The organism is Paenibacillus nanensis (assembly GCF_003583765.1).
GTDB lineage: Bacteria > Bacillota > Bacilli > Paenibacillales > Paenibacillaceae > Pristimantibacillus > Pristimantibacillus nanensis.
Window position 1 is genome coordinate 150,445 of the sequence record NZ_QXQA01000001.1, and the last position, 16,626, is coordinate 167,070.

20 protein-coding genes are annotated in these 16,626 nt (G+C 54.4%); 16 read left to right on the top strand and 4 right to left on the bottom strand.

Annotated elements, in window-relative coordinates:
- Nucleotides 1-157 precede the first annotated feature (157 nt).
- On the top strand, nt 158-1,468 hold the full coding sequence (locus D3P08_RS00645; RefSeq protein ID WP_119597505.1) for a GHKL domain-containing protein: 1,311 nt from the start codon (nt 158-160) through the stop codon (nt 1,466-1,468).
- A gap of 90 nt (nt 1,469-1,558) precedes the next feature.
- Nucleotides 1,559-1,771, top strand: coding sequence for a TM2 domain-containing protein (locus D3P08_RS00650; RefSeq protein ID WP_119597506.1), 213 nt, complete (start codon nt 1,559-1,561; stop codon nt 1,769-1,771).
- Between the two features lie 95 nt (nt 1,772-1,866).
- Here the strand turns inward: D3P08_RS00650 and D3P08_RS00655 are convergent, their stop codons facing one another.
- Nucleotides 1,867-3,216 carry a NarK family nitrate/nitrite MFS transporter gene (locus D3P08_RS00655; protein WP_119597507.1) on the bottom strand — a complete coding sequence of 450 codons (1,350 nt, stop codon included), beginning with the start codon at nt 3,214-3,216 and terminating at the stop codon, nt 1,867-1,869.
- Between the two features lie 257 nt (nt 3,217-3,473).
- Here D3P08_RS00655 and D3P08_RS00660 point away from each other — a divergent pair, with 257 nt between their 5' ends.
- From D3P08_RS00660 to D3P08_RS00715, 12 genes are all read left to right on the top strand, one after another.
- Nucleotides 3,474-4,514, top strand: coding sequence for a hypothetical protein (locus tag D3P08_RS00660; RefSeq protein ID WP_119597508.1), 1,041 nt, complete (start codon nt 3,474-3,476; stop codon nt 4,512-4,514).
- Nucleotides 4,501-6,681: a molybdopterin oxidoreductase family protein gene (locus D3P08_RS00665; RefSeq protein WP_119597509.1), complete on the top strand. Its 2,181-nt coding sequence runs from the start codon at nt 4,501-4,503 to the stop codon at nt 6,679-6,681. Before D3P08_RS00660 ends, D3P08_RS00665 begins: the two co-directional genes overlap by 14 nt.
- A gap of 12 nt (nt 6,682-6,693) precedes the next feature.
- A complete protein-coding gene (locus tag D3P08_RS00670) occupies nt 6,694-7,257 on the top strand; it encodes a 4Fe-4S dicluster domain-containing protein (protein ID WP_119597510.1) in 564 nt (187 codons plus the stop codon).
- A gap of 14 nt (nt 7,258-7,271) precedes the next feature.
- Nucleotides 7,272-7,820, top strand: a complete 549-nt coding sequence (locus tag D3P08_RS00675; RefSeq protein WP_240647175.1) for a Rieske (2Fe-2S) protein — start codon at nt 7,272-7,274, stop codon at nt 7,818-7,820.
- Entirely contained in the window at nt 7,810-8,013 is a 204-nt protein-coding gene (locus D3P08_RS00680) for a hypothetical protein (protein WP_119597511.1), read from the top strand. The genes D3P08_RS00675 and D3P08_RS00680 overlap by 11 nt, the downstream gene beginning before the upstream one ends.
- Nucleotides 8,014-8,015: 2 nt before the next feature.
- Nucleotides 8,016-8,360, top strand: coding sequence for a hypothetical protein (locus D3P08_RS00685; protein WP_119597512.1), 345 nt, complete (start codon nt 8,016-8,018; stop codon nt 8,358-8,360).
- Nucleotides 8,347-8,649, top strand: coding sequence for a hypothetical protein (locus D3P08_RS00690; protein ID WP_119597513.1), 303 nt, complete (start codon nt 8,347-8,349; stop codon nt 8,647-8,649). The genes D3P08_RS00685 and D3P08_RS00690 overlap by 14 nt, the downstream gene beginning before the upstream one ends.
- 80 nt (nt 8,650-8,729) lie before the next feature.
- Nucleotides 8,730-8,960, top strand: a complete 231-nt coding sequence (locus D3P08_RS00695; protein ID WP_119597514.1) for a hypothetical protein — start codon at nt 8,730-8,732, stop codon at nt 8,958-8,960.
- 159 nt (nt 8,961-9,119) lie between these two features.
- Nucleotides 9,120-11,570 (top strand): nitrite reductase large subunit NirB, encoded by a 2,451-nt coding sequence (nirB, locus tag D3P08_RS00700; RefSeq protein WP_276311089.1) that lies wholly within the window; start codon nt 9,120-9,122, stop codon nt 11,568-11,570.
- A 35-nt stretch (nt 11,571-11,605) separates the two neighbouring features.
- On the top strand, nt 11,606-11,938 hold the full coding sequence (gene nirD / locus D3P08_RS00705) for a nitrite reductase small subunit NirD (RefSeq protein ID WP_119597515.1): 333 nt from the start codon (nt 11,606-11,608) through the stop codon (nt 11,936-11,938).
- A 102-nt stretch (nt 11,939-12,040) separates the two neighbouring features.
- Nucleotides 12,041-12,514, top strand: coding sequence for a hypothetical protein (locus D3P08_RS00710; protein ID WP_119597516.1), 474 nt, complete (start codon nt 12,041-12,043; stop codon nt 12,512-12,514).
- Complete coding sequence (locus D3P08_RS00715) at nt 12,511-13,032, top strand: hypothetical protein (protein ID WP_119597517.1); 522 nt, start codon at nt 12,511-12,513, stop codon at nt 13,030-13,032. The genes D3P08_RS00710 and D3P08_RS00715 overlap by 4 nt, the downstream gene beginning before the upstream one ends.
- Before the next feature lie 87 nt (nt 13,033-13,119).
- Here the strand turns inward: D3P08_RS00715 and D3P08_RS00720 are convergent, their stop codons facing one another.
- Nucleotides 13,120-13,395, bottom strand: coding sequence for an alpha/beta-type small acid-soluble spore protein (locus tag D3P08_RS00720; protein ID WP_119597518.1), 276 nt, complete (start codon nt 13,393-13,395; stop codon nt 13,120-13,122).
- 161 nt (nt 13,396-13,556) lie between these two features.
- Here D3P08_RS00720 and D3P08_RS00725 point away from each other — a divergent pair, with 161 nt between their 5' ends.
- The gene (locus D3P08_RS00725) at nt 13,557-14,573 is read left to right on the top strand and encodes a hypothetical protein (protein WP_119597519.1); all 1,017 of its coding nucleotides are present in this window, start codon (nt 13,557-13,559) and stop codon (nt 14,571-14,573) included.
- A gap of 48 nt (nt 14,574-14,621) precedes the next feature.
- On the opposite strand, the gene D3P08_RS00730 is transcribed toward D3P08_RS00725, so the two are convergent.
- Nucleotides 14,622-15,242, bottom strand: a complete 621-nt coding sequence (locus tag D3P08_RS00730) for a DUF2812 domain-containing protein (RefSeq protein ID WP_119597520.1) — start codon at nt 15,240-15,242, stop codon at nt 14,622-14,624.
- A 12-nt stretch (nt 15,243-15,254) separates the two neighbouring features.
- A complete protein-coding gene (locus tag D3P08_RS00735) occupies nt 15,255-15,569 on the bottom strand; it encodes a PadR family transcriptional regulator (RefSeq protein WP_119597521.1) in 315 nt (104 codons plus the stop codon).
- Nucleotides 15,570-15,757: 188 nt separating this feature from the next.
- Between D3P08_RS00735 and D3P08_RS00740 the strand changes: the two genes are divergently transcribed.
- Nucleotides 15,758-16,606, top strand: a complete 849-nt coding sequence (locus tag D3P08_RS00740; protein ID WP_119597522.1) for a patatin-like phospholipase family protein — start codon at nt 15,758-15,760, stop codon at nt 16,604-16,606.
- Nucleotides 16,607-16,626: the final 20 nt, after the last annotated feature.

A 16,626-nucleotide genomic window follows, 5' to 3' on the forward strand; every position in this document is an offset into this window, starting at 1 on the left:
ATGCGCTGCGCTGGGGAATGCTCCTTTTTTTACCCTAAATAAATGTAGGTTCGAAGAAGGAGGCTTTGCGGTATAATGAAAGGATCGTTGTGAACGGATTGCATCGAACGAATCCTCGATATCACTTGTCGAAGCTGCAAATGGAGAGACCGGAAAAATGAAGCAGAATCCCCTTCATCTTAAGAATAGAATCGTTTTTTTTGTCGTAGCCATTGTGATCTTGGCGGTTCTTACCAGTTCCAAGCTCTATTTCTCTTATCATATGGTCAACCAGTCGGCCACAACCGCGATCGCGAAGCAATATGTCGGAATCGCGGAACGGATCGCCGGCGGCCTTGACAAGGAGCTGTACGGGAAATTTCTCCAAACCAAGCAATACGGCGAGGAACGAGAGCGGATCAGCCAATATTTGAAGCAGTTCCGGGAGCCGACGGGCGCGCTGTTCGTCTACATTCTCATGCTCGACGACTCGGACGTAGCCAAGGCGATGGTATCGTCCATACCGGAAGGCGTGCGGGACCTGCCGATCGGCGGGGCGTGCACCGTGCCGGCGGAACAAGTGAAGCAGGCCAAGCAAGGCATGAGCTACTATACGGGCATTATTCGGGACGAAGTGCATTCCGTCTCCTACCTGTCGGTTGGGGTGCCTTTCTACGGCGCCGACGGCGAAATGATGGGGGTCGTCGGCATCGACGTGCCGGCGGAGAGAGTAGAGCATGTGGGCGGGCAGGTTGTGAAGAGCAACGGCCTTGCCTTCGGCATCGACATCCTGTTCGCCGTTGTCCTGCTTGCCTCGGTGTTCTTCCTGAACATGTGGTATAAACGCAGGCTAAGAAGAGATCTCAAGGAAAGCGAAAGCGTGTATATTACGGAGCTCGGGAAAGTGACGGAGAGCATCAAGCTCAGCCGGCACGACATGATGAATCATCTGCAGGTGCTGAGGGGACTTCTGGAGATGAAATATTACGACCGGGCCTTCGATTATTTGAAACGGATGTCGTCGGACTCCAAGCCGCTGGATCTGTCCATGCGCATCAAAAATCCGGTTCTGATGGTGCTGTTCCAGAGCAAATGGGAGCTTGCCCGCTCGAAAAACATCGATATCGAGTTCGACACGGACCTGAACGAATACGACCGCGTGGACGCCTTGGATTTAGTCAAGATCTGTTCCAATCTGCTGGATAACGCGATCGAGGCGGCTGACGTATACGAAGGCGAGCTCCCCCGGATGATTCGCGTCATCTGTAAAGCGAAGAGAGACAGCTATATCTTCGCCGTAGAAAATCCGGCGTTGCTTTCCGCGAAGGAGCAGAAATGCTTGTTCGAGCAGGGCTACACGACGAAATCGTCGCCAGACAAGCTCAGAGGGAACGGGCTGACCATTATTAAGCGCACCGTGGAGAAGTATAACGGAAGCATTCATGTGAACTGCGAGGACGGCAAGGTATTCATTCAAGTTACGCTATAATCAAAAGCAGGGAAATACTGCTGGTTAACAAGAGGCGGACCCTCTGATATAGTGATGAAGGGTTTCAATACATCATTGGAGGACATACACATGGAGAAAAGCCCGAAATCGTTTATTGCGACGCTTCTGCTTTGCTTCTTCTTGGGAGGCTTGTCGATTCACCGTTTCTATGTCGGTAAAGCAGGTACCGCCATTTTGCAAATCGTCACGTTGGGCGGTCTTGGCATTTGGCTGCTGATCGACTTCATTATGATTATCGTCGGCCAGTTTACAGATAAACAGGGAAGAAAGATCAAAGCCTAACTATATACGAACCACAACAGTTCCGTCTCGAGAGGCGGGGCATTTTTTATGGAGACAAAGCCCCTTCGCCATCTCCAGGACGAAGGGGCTTTCTATTATTTCGGCGCGGCCATCGAAGGCTGCTCGACCGGCGCCGTCGTCTTCGCTGCCACGAATGTTTTCACCTCGGCCCGTTTGCTTTGGTAGAAGATCCAATTCAGCGCAATGGCAACGACGTAGAAGGCGATGAAAATATAAAACGCGGTTACGTACGAGCCCGTCGAAGTGACCGACCACCCGAACAGCTTCGGAATGAAGAAGGAGCCGTACGCCGCGAATGCCGCGGTAAAGCCGAGTACGGGAGCCGCCTCTTTGACCGGGAAAATATAGGGGATCATCTGGAATGTCGAGCCCGAGCCGGTGCCTGCCGCCAAGAACAGAACAAGGAACGAAGTCAGGAACCCTGCAAAATGATTTTGCTGGATAAAGTAGATCACCGCCAGCGAACCGATACCCATCATGAACAGCACAATCGAAGTGACTTTAGCGCCTCCGAATTTGTCGGACAGGAAGCCTCCGACCGGTCTAGCGGCCGCCGCGATGAACGCGCCCAGGAACGCAAGCGACACATGCTCCGGGAACTGCGACTTGAGCAGCAGCGGGAATGCTGCGGAGAAGCCGATGAACGAGCCGAATGTTGCGACATACAGGTAGGTCATAATCCAAGTATGTTTCCGTTTCACGACGATGAATTGGCTGGCGAACGATTGCTTGGCGCCAGGCAGGTTATCCATGCCGAAGTAGGCGATAACGGTCATCAGCACAATCGGAATAACCCAGATGAAAGCGGCGTTCTGCAGCCAGACTTGCTGGCCGTCCGCCAACACTTGGCTATCGCCGGACAATGCGGCGAATGTGCCTGCCGCAATGATGAGCGGCGTGACGAATTGAACGACGGATACGCCCATATTGCCGAGACCGCCGTTGAGGCCGAGCGCAGTCCCTTTCTCTTTTTTCGGATAGAAAAGGGAGATGTTGGCCAGCGAAGAAGAGAAGTTGCCGCCGCCAAGTCCGCATAATGCCGCCAGAAGCAGCATGACGGAATATGGGGTGTCCGGATTTTGCACGGCGATGCCGATGCCGATCGATGGGACGAGCAGGACCGCAGTCGAGATGACGGTCCAGTAGCGGCCGCCGACGATCCCGACAGCGAAGGTGTAGACGAAGCGCAAGGTTGCGCCGACCAAACCCGGAATGGCCGCCAGGGTGAACAGCTGCTCCTCCGTAAACTGGAATCCGACATCGTTAAGCCGGACGGCGACAACGGACCAGATTTGCCAGACGATAAACGCGAGCATCAGGGAAGGGATAGATATCCATAGGTTGCGCGTTGCATGCCGCTTTCCTTCCTTGCTCCAGAACGACGGGTTTTCGGGCTCCCATTGTTGAATTCTTGATCTTGCCATTACAGTTCCTCCTATCGAGAGCGTCCACGGGCTGAAGCTTGTAGGACTGCTCCCGTCTGTGATGGACTCAGTGTAGCAAAGCGCGGGAGCGCCCAACTGTAATATTGGTCACAGTTCGATTGGCAAAATTGTGTCGATATTGGGGATAGAAGAGGACAGTAATGGAAGAAGGCCCATGCTATGATTTTCGTCACAGCAGGGCCTTCTTTCGTTGTGGTCTACTTAGTACATCACTTAATGGCAAGGGGCAATGAAGGATGAATCGAGCATTTGCTTCGAGATGGGCGCGCAACGTGTTCCTGACGGTTTGCGGGTTGTTGGTCATGATTTATATCGGTTCGCGTTTCTTCACGCATATCGATTTGGCGCTGTATGGCTATATGGTTGGCACGGTCGTTTTTATAGGGGGCTTCTTCTACCGCTTCATGGCGTGGGGGGACCGTCCGCCGACCAGAATCATCCTTAAGAAGGGGATGCGGCTGCTGTTCCGGAGGTCGACGCCGAAGACCGCGGCGGACCAGCTGGTCGTGTACCGGTTTATTTGGAACCGGGGCTGGTACCGCTGGCTGCAGCATATTTTGCTCGGATGGGGCTGCATCCTGTCCGCGTTCGTGACATTCCCCTTAGTATTCGGATGGATGTATTTCACGATGTCGGATAACGGTTATTACACCGTCGTCGGCTTCGGGATCGACCTCGTGCGCGTAAAGGCGGACGGCATTTTGGCCTTCCTCTTCTATAACGCGCTGAACATTACGGCATTTATGGTGATCGGCGGCGTGTGCATGGCGCTTTACCGCCGCGTCCGCAATATGCAGGCTCGCGCGGAACAGAGCTTCGCTTACGATTTCCTGCCGTTATACCTGCTATTATTCATCTCGATTACCGGTTTAATTCTGACGTTTAACAATATTTTTCTGGATGGGTTCGCGCATCCCGTTATGTCCATGATCCATCAATGGTCGGTCATTATTACGCTTATTTATTTGCCGTTCGGCAAGCTGGCGCATATCCCGTTCCGTCCTATGAGCGTGCTGGCGAGAAACTATCGCGAGCATTATGCGGAGAAGGCGCCGAAAGCCTGCAGAGTGTGCGGCACGCATTTCGTATCGGAGGAGCAGTCGCAGGATGTTGTCGATGTGCTGAAGCAGAGCAGCCTCGAATTCGTGACCGAAGAAGGCTATCATCTTGCGGAGCTGTGCTTGCCTTGCCGCAGGAAATACCGGATGTCCCGGTTCACGGGCGTCCCGACTCATCAGATTCGCGTAAAGGAGAGCAATCAAAATGCCAAAGGATAAATTTTTTAAGGAAGTCGAGAACAAGCGCCATCCGGGCGAACGGCTGGTTCCGACGCATTGCTCCTACTGCGGGATGCAGTGCGGGATGAATCTGCGCGTCGATACCGCCGCGAACCGGATCATCGGGGTGGAGCCCCGCTATGACTGGCCGGTGACGTTAGGCAAGATGTGTCCGAAAGGCGTGACCGCTTATCAGCAGACGAATCATGACGACAGATTGATGAAGCCCCTCATTCGCGACGACCGCTCGCTGCGGGGAACGAAGAAAGGGTTCCGCGAGGCCACTTGGGAGGAGGCATACGATCTGGTCGTGCGCCGATTCCGGGAGCTCCAAAGCTCATACGGCGCGGATTCGCTTTCCGTATTCAGCGGCGTCTCGATGACGAACGAGAAATGTTACTTGACGGGCAAGTTCGCGCGGGTCGGCCTGCGCACCCGCTACATCGATTATAACGGCCGTTTCTGCATGTCGAGCGCGGCGGCCGGATTCATGCGAACGTTCGGCATCGACCGGGGGTCGACGCTGCCTTGGACGGATCTGCATGAGACCGATTGCTTGTTCATCGCAGGGAGCAACACGGCGGAATGTCACCCGACATCGATGTTCCGCATCTGGGAGGTGCAAAACCGCGGCGGCTATCTCATCGTCGTCGATCCAAGGGAGACGCCGATTGCCAGAAGAGCGGATGTTCATCTGGACCTGCGTCCGGGAACGGATCTGGCGCTTGCCAACTGCATGGTTCATCTTCTGATCGAAGGCGGGTATACAGACAAGGCGTTTATCGAGGCGCACACAAGCGGGATCGCGGAGCTCGCGGAGCTGGTAAAGGCGTTTACGCCTGAATATACAAGCGAAATTACGGGCGTGGATCCGGATAAGCTGCGACGCGCGGCCGACATTTACGGCAAAGCGCCGAACGCCGTCGTCATGTTCGCGCGCGGCATCGAGCAGCAGCATAAAGGCTCGGACAACGTCTCGGCTTATACGAATATGTGCCTGGTGACGGGCAAGATCGGCCGTCCGAAATCCGGCGTCGCGACCTTTACGGGCCAAGGCAACGGCCAAGGCGGAAGAGAGCACGGCCAGAAGGCTGACGCTCTGCCGGGCTACCGGAAGATCGCGAACCCTAAGCATGTCGAGGAAGTCGCGAAGGTATGGGGAATCCGTCCGGAGGAAATGCCGCAGCCCGGCGTGTCCGCTTATGAGATGTTCGGGCTGATGAAGGAGAAGACGATTCGCGGCTTGTACCTGCTATGCTCGAATCCGGCGGTTTCCGCGCCTAATCTGAATGAGGTGAGAGCGGCTTTGATGAGTCTCGACTTCATGGTCTGCTCGGATATTTTCTTGTCCGAATCGGCCGAATATGCCGATGTCGTGCTTCCGTCTACCACATGGAGCGAGGACGAAGGCACGGTTACGAATCTGGAGGGGCGCATTATCAAAATCAACAAAGCGCAGGAGCCGGTCGGAGAGTCCAAGCCGGATTGGCTGATGCAGGTGGAGCTGGCGGAGCGTCTCGGAAGAGGCGAATACTTCCGTCATCTGACTTCGGCGCAGGCCATCAACGACGAGTTTCGGCTGGCCTCCAAAGGCGGCTATGCCGATTATTACGGCGCGACATGGGAGAAGATCGACCGCCAGCAGGGCGTCTTCTGGCCTTGCAAGGACGAACAGGATCCCGGCACGCCGCATATGTTTCTGGACAAGAAATTTTACCATCCCGACGGTAAGGCAAAGCTCTGCGCGCTCCCTTACCGTCCTCCGGCGGAGGAGCCTTGCGAAAGCTATCCGCTTCGCCTGACGACGGGGCGGGTTGTGTACCATTATTTGTCGGGCAATCAGACTCGCCGCATTCCGTTCCTGCACGCGATGTGCCCGGAACCGTTCGTGGAGGTGCATCCGGAAACCGCGCGCCTCTACGGTATCGAGCACGAGGAAATCGTAAAGCTTCGGACACGGAGGGGGCAAGCCAATTTCAAAGTGAAAATAACGGAGGCGATCCGCCCGGATACGGTGTTCGTGCCGTATCATTTCGGCCATGACGAATCCGTGAATCTGCTTACGATTGCGGCGCTCGATCCGATGTCGCGAATGCCGGAATTCAAGGCCTGCGCCGTACAAATCGATAAAGCGCCGCAAGGCCAGCCGCTGCAAGCAGCAAAGTGAGGCGATAAAACGATGAAGAAGCATTTATATATCGAAATGGACAACTGCATCGGCTGCCGCAGCTGCTTGGCGGCGTGCACCCAATGCGGCGGCCATGACGAACGCAACCGCAACTATGTCTACGACGTGAATCCGCTCGTGAACCGGCAGACGATACCGCTTATGTGCCTGCACTGCGTCAATCCGGCATGCGCGAGAAGCTGCCCGGCTCAAGCCATTCAGGTTACCCCGGAAGGCGCCGTGCTGTCCGCTCTGGTGGAGAAGTGCATCGGCTGCCAGAACTGCACGATCGCCTGCCCTTACGGCATACCGAAGTTTGATGAAGAGCAGAATTTGATGTACAAATGCGATCTGTGCTACGACCGGACCAAAGACGGCATTCCGCCGATGTGCGCGTCCGTCTGTCCGACCAACACGCTTCAATGGCTGACGGAAGAGGAACTGCAGGAGAAACAAGAGCGGCATAAGCTCGGCAAATGGACGGCCAGCCATATACCGGATCATCCGCTTGAAGGCGAGACGAATGTGAGAATTAGCCTGCCCGGCATTTTGCAAGGTGTGCAGAAGCTGTTCTGAGAGGAGGAATCGGCATGATGGAGCAGGATCAGGAGAAACGGGACCGGAATGGATCCCGCGTTCCATATGACGAAGATAATTATACGCACAATATCCGCAAAGATAATGAGAGAAATCTTGACCGGCGAAGCTTCTTGAAGACGATGGCGGGAGCCGCAGGCGTGTTCGCGATATCGACGCTCCCATGGGGAGCGATCGCGGCTAAGTATCTCGTGAATCCGAGCAAGCGGACGTACCCGGTGAAGAAGCTCGCGGCGCTAGACGCGATGAAGGCAGGCGATGCGATCGAGTTCGTGTATCCGGGCGAGCATGACACCGCGCTTCTGGTGCGCCTCTCCGATCAAGAATTTAAGGCTTACCACAATGCATGTACCCATTTGAAATGTCCTGTTTTTTGGAGCAAGGAAAAGGATGAGCTTGTTTGCCCCTGCCATCATGGCTTGTTCGACGTCCATACGGGAAAGCCGACCGCAGGTCCTCCGCGGCGGCCGCTGCCGGAAATAGAGCTGTCGATCGAGAATGGGGCGGTCTATGCGACTGGGGTGAAGCGGTATGAAGCGTAGCTACAGGGGCGTTATCTATATGAGCTTCGTGCTGCTGCTCCATATCGTGTTTACGCAGCAGGTCGTCAACGCGTTCTTTTACGAGCAGTATGGGAAGGTCCTCGTGTTCGCCGGATTGAACGTCCTTATGTTCCCGGTCGCGCTGTGGATATACCGACGGGAACGGAATGTCAGGGATGAAGGAGAGGGCTGAGGATGGCTTGCGAATATAACATCGATATTTGTTTTGCGCGCCCGGGTCTGGATCTGGGGGAGCCGGCGCTCCTCGGCCGGGAAGCGGGCGAGCTGCTGAAGAGTCTGCTTCCCGGGGCGATTCTCTATATGGAGGAAGTTGAAGAAGAGGGTCATGAAGTCGTCATTGCGCGTCTGAATGGCCTCGCGGCATGGGCATCGGAGGAGCAGTTTTTGGATTGGCTAGATAGGCGGCTCCCGGAATCATGGTGGATGTGGATTGCCGGGATCAAAGCGGAGGTCATCCTGAAGGAAGATGCCGGGCCGTGCCGGCTGAGGAAGCGAGGAATACAGCGTGAACGAGCTTGAAAAGCAGCTGAAACCGTTATACGGCAGAAAAGTAGAGGTGAGGATTGAGGATGCTTCCGGAGAGGGGCCTGTTGCGCCGCCTCGAGTCTTTGAATTGGTGAGGGTCAAGCTTGAGAATAGCAGCGGGGGGACCGGGTTGATATGCGATCTCAGCGTGACGCAGCATGTGACGATCCCGGTCTTTAGCGATGGCAGCACAAAGTTTATTTCGGAAGGTCCGGACAGTCCCCGGCTTATATCGGAGGATCGCGGCGCGCAGCTTGTTTATTCGCTTGTCTGGATGCCGTAGCACTTTTAGCCGGCAGGCATGCGCGGTACGGTTTACATCCTCGTATCCTGGGCAACGCTTTGTAATGGAGGTGGTTCGGGATGAACGAGGAACGGCGTCATGAAGAAGGAGAAATGGACAAGGAAGAGCTGATCGCTACGCTGGAGCAGTCGCTGGAGAAGGAAAACGAGCTGTTGCGCACTTATGTCATCACTTCGGAGCGGTTACATCATAACGAGGATTTGAGGGAGCGGCTCGTCAATTTCGCGGAAGGCAACGCCAAGCGGACGAAGCAGCTCATCGACGAGCTGCAGCAATTGAAAGAGGAATAGGGGCAACGGCCGATCGCGGCGATAAGCTGCGTATCGGCCGTTTTATTTTGAATAGAGCTTCTTTCCGTCAGGCTTGTGCGATGTGACTTTGTTCACATCCATTCTGAGACGGTTCGTTTATACTCAGCTCATAACGTTGAATGAGGATGTGAATAAGCGATGGAACAATCGATGAATAAGCGCCGCAAGCTGGTTCTAATCGGGAACGGGATGGCCGGAGTCAATACATTGGAGCAAATCCTGAAGCTGTCGAAAGCCTTTGATATAAGCGTATACGGCGAAGAGCCGTACCCTAACTATAACCGGATTCAACTGTCTTACGTGCTGGAGGGCAGCAAGAAGATCGACGATATTATTTTGAACAGCCGAGAATGGTACGAAGAGAACGGCATTGCGCTTCACACGGGGGCGAAAGTGGAGTTTATCGATACGGAAGCGAAACAAATTCGGACAAGCGCCGGAGTAACCGCAAGCTATGACGTACTCATTATCGCAACCGGCTCGAAGCCGTTTATTCTGCCGGTACCGGGGGCGAACAAGCAAGGCGTTATCGGATTCCGTGACATTGCGGATTGCGAGCGCATGATAGAAGCTTCCAAGGCGGTGAAAAAGGCGGCCGTCATCGGCGGGGGACTGCTTGGCCTGGAAGCGGCCAAAGGCCTCGTGCAGCTGGGGATGGAGACAACCGTCGTTCATTTGATGGATACGCTGATGGAACGTCAGCTGGATGCGACAGCCGCAGGCATGCTGAAGGCGGAGCTGGAAAGACAAGGCATTCGCTTCCTGATGGGGACGAAAACGACGGAGGTGCTGGGCGATACGCATGTAAGCGGTCTTCGTTTTGCGGACGGCACAGAGCTGGAAGCTCAGCTGCTCGTCATGTCTGCGGGCATCGTGCCGAACGCCGAGGTGGCCAAAGCAAGCGGGATCGAGACAGGACGCGGAATTCTGGTGAACGACTACATGGAAACGAGCGCGCCCGGCGTATACGCGGTCGGGGAATGCTGCGAGCATCGCGGCGTATGCTACGGTCTGGTCGCGCCTCTGTTCGAGCAGGGCGCCGTGCTCGCCAAGACGATCTGCGGAGTCGATACTGCGCCTTATAAAGGCTCTTCGGTATCGACCAAGCTGAAAATTTCGGGCGTCGACGTGTTCTCGGCGGGCGAATATCTCGAGAATGCCGGGCATCGCGTGCTTCGCGTTCACGATGATTGGCGCGGTCTGTACAAGAAGGTGCTGCTCCGGGAAAAAAGGATTGCAGGCGCCGTCATGTATGGCGACGTTACAGATGCTCCGCTCCTCACCAGGCTTATCAAGGACGGGGCTGAAATGACCGACGAGCTGTACCGTCAGCTGTTCGGCGGAGACGGCGGCGGCTGCTGCGGAGGCGGCGCCAAGGCGTCGGTCGTGGATGGCATGGCGGACGATGAAATCGTCTGCGGCTGCAATGGCGTAACGAAAGCGGATATCGTCCGCGTGATCCAAGAAGACGGGCTTTCGACCGTTGATGAGATTAAAGTGAAGACAGGCGCGACGAGATCGTGCGGCGGCTGCAAGCCGCTCGTCGAGCAGCTGCTTCAATATGTGCTGGGCGACGGATATGAGAAGCAGGAGAAGAAGCAGGGCATATGCGGCTGCACGGCGCATACGCGCGAAGAGATTGTGGCGGCGATTCGGGAGAAGCGACTGACCAGCGTCCGCGAGGTCATGATGGTGATGGAATGGCAGCAGGAAGAGGGCTGCTCGAAGTGTCGTCCCGCGCTCAACTACTATCTCGGCATGATCTGGCCTGCGGAGCGCGAGGATGAGCGAGACTCGCGGTTCGTTAACGAAAGGCTGCACGCCAATATTCAGAAGGACGGCACGTACAGCGTCATTCCCCGGATGTATGGCGGCGTGACGACACCTGAGCAGCTTCGTCAGATTGCGGATGTGGCTGACAAGTACAACGCGAAGATGGTCAAGGTTACGGGCGGCCAACGCATCGACTTGCTCGGTATCGAGAAGCAGCATTTGCCGGCTGTGTGGGAGGAGCTCGGCATGCCATCGGGCTATGGCTACGCCAAGGCGCTCCGAACCGTCAAAACCTGCGTAGGCTCGCAGTTCTGCCGCTTCGGCACGCAGGATTCGGTATCGATGGGCATTGCGCTCGAGAAGAAGTTCGAAAGGCTTTGGATGCCGGCGAAATTCAAGATGGCAGTGAATGGCTGTCCGCGGAACTGCGCGGAGTCGGGCACGAAGGATCTTGGCATCGTCGGCAACGACGGCGGCTGGGAAGTCTACGTCGGAGGCAACGGCGGGATCAAAATGAAGGAAGCGGAGCTTCTCTGCAAGGTGAAGACCGACGAGGAGCTGACGGAGATTTGCGGCGCTTTCATTCAATACTACAGAGAAACCGGCAACTATGCCGAGCGCACGTCGGATTGGCTTGAGCGGCTGGGGATGGAGCAGGTTTGCAAGGCCGTCGTGGATGATGCTGCGAACCGCAAGCAGCTGGCCGAGCGCGTAGAGCTCGCGCTGGCAGGTCTTCATGATCCGTGGAAGGAAGTGCTGGAGAGCGAGAAGCTGCAGCGCGAGCTTTACGAAGCTATTAAAGTAAAGGAAAAATAGGGGAACGGTTCGAATGAGAAGGGAGGCAAGAAATCATGCAAGCGACAGATATGGAAGGATACCAGCAGATTGGACGAACAGCCGACTTTCCGCGGAGGCTAGGCAAGACGGTGCGGATCGGAACGATAGAGCTCGCCGTATTCCAGACGACGGAAGGGGAAATCTTCGCCTTAGAGAACCGTACGCCGCATCCGAAGGGCGGGACGCTCGCGGAAGCGATCGTAAGCGGGCGCTCTATTTACTGCCCAATGAGGGATTTGAAAATCGATTTGGCAAGCGGCCGCGTGCAGGAGCCGGATACCGGGCGCGCTCAGGTTTATCCGGTTACCGTGGAAGGCGGGCAGGTGTATGTCAAAGTTAAAACGTAGAGCCAAACAGCAACAGGATGCCGGGATGGATGCCCGGCATCTTTTTTATCGGAATAATCCGTTCCGCAGGGTGGAATTCTACTGGTAAAAAAGGAACCCGCTATGGCCTTTGTTATAAGCGCTTCGCTGGGCATTACGCTGTTCGCCTCGCTTTTTTTGACGGAGCGGAGGCTCAGCCTGTTCGAAATGATCATCGTCTGGAGCTTTTTGCAGCTCGTTCAGAATCAGTATTTTTGGGATTTAAGCCTGAATATGAAGCTGCTGCAGATCGCGAACGATGCAGAGAAGTACACTGCGTTTCTATTCAACCATTTGATTACGGTTCCCATCCTGACCTTCTATTGCCTGGAGCTGGCGGTATCGGCAACAGTTAAATGGCTGAAGCCGGTTGCTGTCTTGCTGAGCTCTGCGGTGTTTTGGACGATGGAGGCTGCATGCAGAGCGTTCAACGTCATCGAGGAGAGGCCCGGTTTTATAACCGGCTACGCCATCTTGTTTTGGACAGGAATCGCGATTCTTCTTTATGTCCTGTGTTTAGGGCTGCGCAGTATCGCTGCTAAGGATGTGAAGGGATGAATCTGTTATGGCCGATTCGTTTTGACGCGAACGAATGGTTCGTTCTTGCGGTTATCGTGATCGGATATGCGGCGGCTTGGCTGCTTCCCCGAAGATTCCCGACGATCGTTACCCTTGCCATTCTATCGCTTGGCGTGGGGGTCGGCTTTGCGGCGGACTCTCTTTTTGCGGCTCCGCCGGCGGACTTTTTCGATGTGAACGATCGTAAGGAATTTGAGGTTTTCGACGTTTTGGTCTATTTTCAATATCCGCCGTTTAATTATATTTTCTTGTATGTCTACGACCGGCTGCGGATAAAAGGACCTGCCGTCATCATTTATGTGCTCCTATGGTCCGCCTTTTCCGTTCTGGTGGAAGGGCTGGCGGCGCATTTCAACGTATTCCATTTTACGAAGGGCTGGGCTCTGAAATATTCGTTTGTTTTTTATGTGATTACGCAATTTGGGCTGCTTCCGTTGTTTTATGTCATGAAGAAGCATTTCGTCTCGGCACGCGCGAAGGCGTTATCGAAGGGCTGAAGCGGTCGATGGCATATGGCGCTTATCCCTCAAAAAAAGGAGCTTTGCCCGTCAACAATCGGATGACGGCAAGCTCCTTTTTATTGATTATTGCTTGGACAACCGGTCCTGCGCAAGCTTAATCATCTCGCGCACCATGGAACCGCCGATCTTGCCGCCGATATGTCCTGCCGATTCTGTAGGCAAATCGCCGTTATACCCAGGCTTAAGCGGCACGCCCAGCTCCTTGGCCACCTCGAACTTGACGTCATCCGGCCTCTCCGGGTTCACGTTATAGCCTTCTCGCCTCATGACTTCCGCTTTGAACGCCTGCATGCCTTGCTCGGCACCAGGCACGATATATCGTCTTCTTCTCCTAGCCATCATTCATGCTCCCTTCGGAAGTTTTTCTTTAGAATGCCCGAAGACGGCCACATCAAACCGAAAAGCGTTCAAGGGATGATGGTTTCGTTTCGCTTCCCTTATAGGGCTTGCCGTATTACAATGAAGGTCTACAAAAGGGAATATTAGGATGGTGAATACCTATGCATTTCGGCAGACGGGCCCTATTTGGCTTATGGATAACGGCAATGCTGCTCGGCGGATGTCAATCCGCTTCCAATACGGTAGATAAGCAGGTAAGCGGGAACGCAGAAGAAAATAACGCCCAAGAGAGTGTGGAATCCGTTGCCGGCAAGGAGACGGCAGAGGATAAAAAAGATGGGCCGGAAGAGGAAGCGGAGCCTAGCAGCGAAGATTCTGTCATCGCAGGCGAGGTCATCGAAGAGCAATCGTTCTCAGCTGTACTGGAGCCGGCGGGGCAGTTCGCGTTTATCGCTTCGCAAGAGCTGTCCGCAGAAGGATTTCCGACGTATCATTTTTACTTAAAAAACGAGCAAGGAAAGTTAACGGAGTTAACTTATTCTATTTATGATTGGGAGCTGCCCGGGCCTGCCGACCTAAAGGCGGTCGCGTTCCGAGACGTGAATCAGGACGGCAAAAAGGATATTCTCGTCATTATCGATCGAATAACGGGAGCAGGCAAAATGGGCGCGATTCCGTATTCCACCGTCGTTACTTTCACGCAGCAGGAAGCGGGCTTTACCTATGACGCTGCTATCGTTGAGGCGATAAAGGAAGCGAATATCTACCGGCAAATAACGGTTGATCAGGTGATGGCGCTTGCGGAATCCGGCTTCGCGTCCAATGCCGATCAAGCTTGGGCATCCTTGGCCCCCGGCGTTTATGAACTGGAAGGCTCGAACGAATGGGCGGGCTCCGTGATCGAGATTAAAAATAGAAGGGCTGACCAAATCTCCTTGAACTTGGACGCTTTCAGCGTAAGAGGCGGGGAGGAGGGGTTGAAGCAAGGGAACGTGAATCTCGGGGAATTAAGCGGCGAGGCGTTCCGCTCGGAAGGGGACATGGTATTCAAGGATGAATCGTTCGAATTGTGGCTGTCTCTAATCTCGCCTAACGAGTTGTATGTATGGGATAACGGAGAGCCTTATTTCGGTGCCGGCGTATACGTCGGCGGGATTTATGCTCTGAAAAAGGACTGATCTTAAAAACGACAGAAAAAGAGCGCCGCAGCGGCGATCTTTCTGATCTTATATTTTATTTAACGTTTTATTGTACTGCTTCCTCGCCTTTGCCGCGAAAACCGCATATAGAACAATGGACACCGGCAGAATGAGCCAAATAAATCCCCGGAGCAAGGCGAAAGGCGTCTCGAAAAGGAAGGCGCCCCAGAAGTCCGCGCCCGTCTTATCCCATAGCCCCGGCGTATAATACAGCTTCGCGGGCTGCAGGAAAGCCGTCAAATCAATATTGCCCGCCATTACGAGAGCGGTAAGGATCGGGAGGAAGCAGACGGCGAGCGAGAACCACATTTCCGACAGCCGTTTGAATTTGCCGGCCTTGGAATCCGCGTCCGAGAATATATCCTCCGACTGGTCCGCCGTTTTCTTCAAAAAATATTGCGCGCCTGAGCTTTTCGTGCCTGCGATATGCCGCCAGCCGCTGTCTTCAAATAAAAGGCGGTAGTCCTCGAAATCCGCGGCATGCTTGAACGACCGGTAGTCGATCCGGAGGACGAAGGAGCCGGGTTCGCCGGACTCGAAACGGTAGCTGGCGCCTGATTTGCCCGCTAATACATATCCTTGCGACGCCATTTCATTCAGCCATTGTTCCTCTTTAGCCAAGTCAACAAAAAACTTATATTTTCGCATTACACATCCTCCTCAAAGCTTGATCCGCCGTCTGGTTGTCTCCACCATATGCATCATGCGTTCCGAATCCATCCGCAGCATTTCCATTCCCCGATCCGTAATGACATACACTTTGCGGCGGCTGTCTTCGCTTTGGACGGGCTGAATCCATTTCAGCTTAAGCAAATTATCGATCGCACCGTACAAAGTGCCGGCTGCCATGCGGACTTGGCCTAAGCTGAGCTCTTCAATCTTCTGCAGAATCAAATAGCCGTGAGCAGGCTCGGTCAGCGCCAGCAAAATGTAATAAACCGTTTCGGTGAGCGGCAGGTTTTTATCCCGGTTCATAGGTCTGTTCATCTCCTTGAAACTACTCAGTTAAACTTTATATAGTTCAAATGTATAGTTTGATTATATACAGTCCGACTGAATAATGCAACAGGCAAGTGATATGGATTTTTGGCGGCTCAAGTGCTAGGCTGTAAAAAGAGTGGAAATAAACAAGCATTGGTTCATGCGCGGAGGAGGCTAAAAACGTGGATTCTGTCGGACTTATACTGGAAGGCGGGGGGATGCGCGGGGTTTATACGGCAGGGGTGCTGGATTACTTTAATGAGCGGAATTTGTATTTCCCTTATACGATCGGCGTATCGGCCGGTGCTTGCATGGGAGCAAGCTATTTGTCCGGACAGATTGGCCGCAATCGGAAGGTGAATGTCGGTTTTGTCACCGACCCGCGCTATATTTCATGGGGGAACCTGCTCAAGAAGCGGCAGCTGTTCGGGATGGATTTTATTTTCGACGAAATACCGAATCAGCTGGTTCCTTTCGATTACGAGGCGTTTTTCGAAAGAAAAGAGGAATACGTCATCGGAACGACCGACTGCGAGACCGGCGAAACCGTTTATTACAAGAAGGAGCCCGGTTACGATTTGCTGAACATTTTGCGGGCGTCCAGCTCCTTGCCGTTTATAGCGCCGATCGTCGAAATCGGCAGACGAAAGCTGCTGGATGGGGGATTATCCGACCCGATACCGCTTCGGAAGGCGGAGCGCGACGGCTTCGGACGCAATGTGCTGATCCTTACGCGTAACGAAGACTACCGCAAGTCCCCTAATCGAACGCCTTGGCTGCTGCGCCGCGCTTACAGGGCGTATCCGAAGCTGGTCGAAACGATGCTGAGCCGGCATGAGGTCTATAACGAGACGCTGGAATACATCGCGGAGCAGGAGAAGAAAGGGAACGTCTTCGTCATCCGTCCGCAGGAGACGTTAACCGTTGGGCGGACAGAACGGGATCCGGCGAAGCTGGACGCGCTGTATGTGCAAGGCTATGAGGACGCGAAGCGGTTGTATCCCGCGTTAATGGAGTGGTCGGAGCGCTAGGCTTCAAGCGTCCCTTCTGG